Source organism: Streptomyces sp. NPDC059456 (genome assembly GCF_042750055.1).
Classification (GTDB): Bacteria; Actinomycetota; Actinomycetes; order Streptomycetales; family Streptomycetaceae; genus Streptomyces.
In genome coordinates this window covers 1-2,813 of sequence record NZ_JBHYVA010000905.1, presented here as the reverse complement: position 1 = coordinate 2,813, position 2,813 = coordinate 1, and the positions used below count along the sequence as shown (strand labels likewise).

Genomic DNA, 2,813 nt, shown 5'->3' with positions numbered 1-2,813 from the left:
CCCCCCCCCCGGGGGGGGGCGGGGGCCCGCCGCGCCCCCCCCGCCCCCACCGCTCCCACCCCGGGGGGACCCATGTCCGTGAACGCCCAGCTGTCCGACGCCCGGCTCTACCTGTGCACGGACGCCCGCAAGCGGCAGGGGGACCTCCCCGCGTTCCTCGACGAGGTCCTCGCGGGCGGCGTGGACATCGTCCAGCTCCGCGACAAGGGCATGGAGGCCGGCGAGGAGCTCGAACACCTCCAGGTCTTCGCCGAGGCCGCCCGCCGCCACGGCAGGCTGCTCGCGGTCAACGACCGCGCCGACGTCGCCCACGCCATCGGCTCCGACGTCCTGCACCTGGGCCAGGGCGACATCCCCGTGCCCGCCGCCCGCGCGATCCTCGGCGAGAAGGTGCTGATCGGCCGGTCCTGCCACGCCGAGTCCGAGGTCGACGCCGCCGTCGCCGAGCCGGGCGTGGACTACTTCTGCACCGGCCCCTGCTGGCCCACCCCCACCAAGCCCGGCCGCCACGCCCCCGGCCTCGGCCTGGTCCGGTACACGGCCTCGCTGGCCCCGGCCCGCCCCTGGTTCGCGATCGGCGGCATCGACGCCGGCAACCTCGACGAGGTCCTCGACGCCGGAGCCACCCGCATCGTGGTCGTCCGCGCACTGACCGAGGCCTCCGACCCGCGCGCGGCCGCCGCCGACCTGGCCAAGCGGGTCCGGGAGCGCGTCTCCGCCTAGGTGTCCAAAAACGTGTCCAAAAGGCGGACACCGCTTCGGCCTGTGCGAAGGCCCGTCTAACCTGCCCGTATGGCCCTTGGTACCGCTTCCACCCGCACGGACCGTGCACGCACGGTCCGCGACCTGCTGGCGTCCGGGAGCCCGTCGTACTCCTTCGAGTTCTGGGCCCCCAAGACGGAGAAGGGCGAGCGCAACCTCTGGAACGCGCTGCGCCGGATCGAGGCGGTGGGCCCGAGCTTCGTCTCCGTGACCTACGGGGCCGGCGGCTCCACCCGCGGCGGCACCGTCAAGGCCACCCAGGAGATCGCCGCCGACACCACCCTGACCCCCGTCGCGCACCTCACCGCGGTCGACCACTCCATCGCCGAGCTGCGCCACGTCATCGGCCAGTTCGCCGACGCCGGCATCCGCAACATGCTCGCCGTGCGCGGAGACCCGCCCGGCGACCCCATGGGCCCCTGGGTCCCCCACCCCGAGGGCGTGCACTACGCCGCCGATCTGGTCCGGCTGCTCAAGGAGTCCGGGGACTTCTGCGTGGGCGTCGCGGCCTTCCCCGAGATGCACCCGCGTTCCGAGGACTGGGACACGGACATCCGGCACTTCGTGGACAAGTGCCGCGCGGGCGCCGACTATGCGATCACCCAGATGTTCTTCGATCCGGAGAATTATCTGCGGCTGCGCGACAGTGCGCAGAAGGCGGGCTGCGAGACCCCGATCATCCCCGAGGTCATGCCCGTTGTGGGGATCAAGCAGCTCGACCGGCTGCCCCAACTCAGCAACGCGGTCTTCCCCGCAGCCGTGAAAGAGCGCATGCTCGCCGTCAAGGACGATCCGGCCGCTGTACGCTCCATGGGGATCGAGTTCGCCACGGAGTTCTGCGCGCGGCTGCTGTCCGAGGGTGTCCCGGGGCTGCACTTCATCACGCTGAACAATTCCACGGCGACTCTCGAGATCTACGAGAACCTGGGCCTGCACCAGCGGGCCTGATCGGCCGGCCCCCGTTTCCTGGGCGGTCGGCCGTACCGAGAGGTGCCACGCATGGGAATGACGGTCCTCTACATCGCGTTCGGTTTCGTCGCGCTGTGGCTGCTTGCCGAGGTCCTGATGCAGTACAAGGCCCGGCTGCGCTGGCGCCTGCTCGCGTTCGCCGGGTTCCTCGGTGTGGTCGCCGGGGTGGTGCTGCCGTCGGTGCCGGTCATCGGCATCGGCGCGGCCGCGTTCGCCGTGGGCCAGACCCTGGTGACGCTCTCCTTCCGCAAGGGCTTCGAGGCCGGCTGGGCGCTGCGCAAGGGCGGCAAGCCCGTACGGCAGACCCGGCGCCGCCGGGCGGGCGGTCCGCGCCCCGAACCCGCGCTGGAGGTCACCGCGCTGGAGTACGGCTCCGACGGGGCGACGGCGGACCGCGACGGCGCGGACACGCCCGAAAAGGAAGCGCCCGAACCGCGGTACCACGCCGCGGCCGCGGAGTTCTACAGCCCCGAGCCGCTGCCCGAGGACACCGGCTCGTACGGGATACAGAGCTTCGCCCCCACCGCCGACGCGGGCCGGACGGCGGCGTTCGCCTCGCCGTTCGCCACGGCCGAGCAGGACGCCCACCAGTACGCCGCCCCGTACGAAGCGCCGGCCTACGACGCGCAGGGCCAGGGCGGCTACGACTACTCCGCGGGCTATCCGGCCGGCGGCGAACAGCAGGTCTACGCCGCCTACTCGGACCCGTACATCGGCACCGGCGGCACCGTCATCCCGCAACAGCCGTACGACTACACCCCGTACGCCGACTACTCCGCCGACCCGTACGCGAGCGCGGGCGGGCAGCAGCAGTACTCCATGGACACCCCGCCCGGCGGGGTGTGGGTGCCGCAGCAGCGGTCCACCGAAGGGGCCGCCCAGGGCTACCCCGGGGACGAGCAGAACCCGTACCCGCAGCAGCAGCCCCAGCAGTACCCGTACCAGGGCACCGGCGAGTACGAGCAGTACCGCTACTGACGCCCCGCGTACCGACGCCGGTCGCGGGGGGGGGGGGGGGCGGCCGGGGGGGCCGAGCGGGGCGGGGGGGGGGGGGAGGAGCGGGGGGGGGCGGCCGGGCGGCG

3 protein-coding genes are annotated in these 2,813 nt (G+C 73.3%); all 3 read left to right on the top strand.

From position 1 onward, the window contains the following. The first annotated feature begins 72 nt into the window (after positions 1 to 72). The gene (gene thiE, locus ACFXA3_RS40345; RefSeq protein ID WP_385196078.1) at positions 73 to 723 is read left to right on the top strand and encodes a thiamine phosphate synthase; all 651 of its coding nucleotides are present in this window, start codon (positions 73 to 75) and stop codon (positions 721 to 723) included. 69 nt (positions 724 to 792) lie between these two features. After that, positions 793 to 1,710 carry a methylenetetrahydrofolate reductase [NAD(P)H] gene (metF, locus tag ACFXA3_RS40340; protein ID WP_385196075.1) on the top strand — a complete coding sequence of 306 codons (918 nt, stop codon included), beginning with the start codon at positions 793 to 795 and terminating at the stop codon, positions 1,708 to 1,710. A 51-nt stretch (positions 1,711 to 1,761) separates the two neighbouring features. Beyond that, entirely contained in the window at positions 1,762 to 2,709 is a 948-nt protein-coding gene (locus ACFXA3_RS40335) for a hypothetical protein (RefSeq protein WP_385196073.1), read from the top strand. Positions 2,710 to 2,813: the final 104 nt, after the last annotated feature.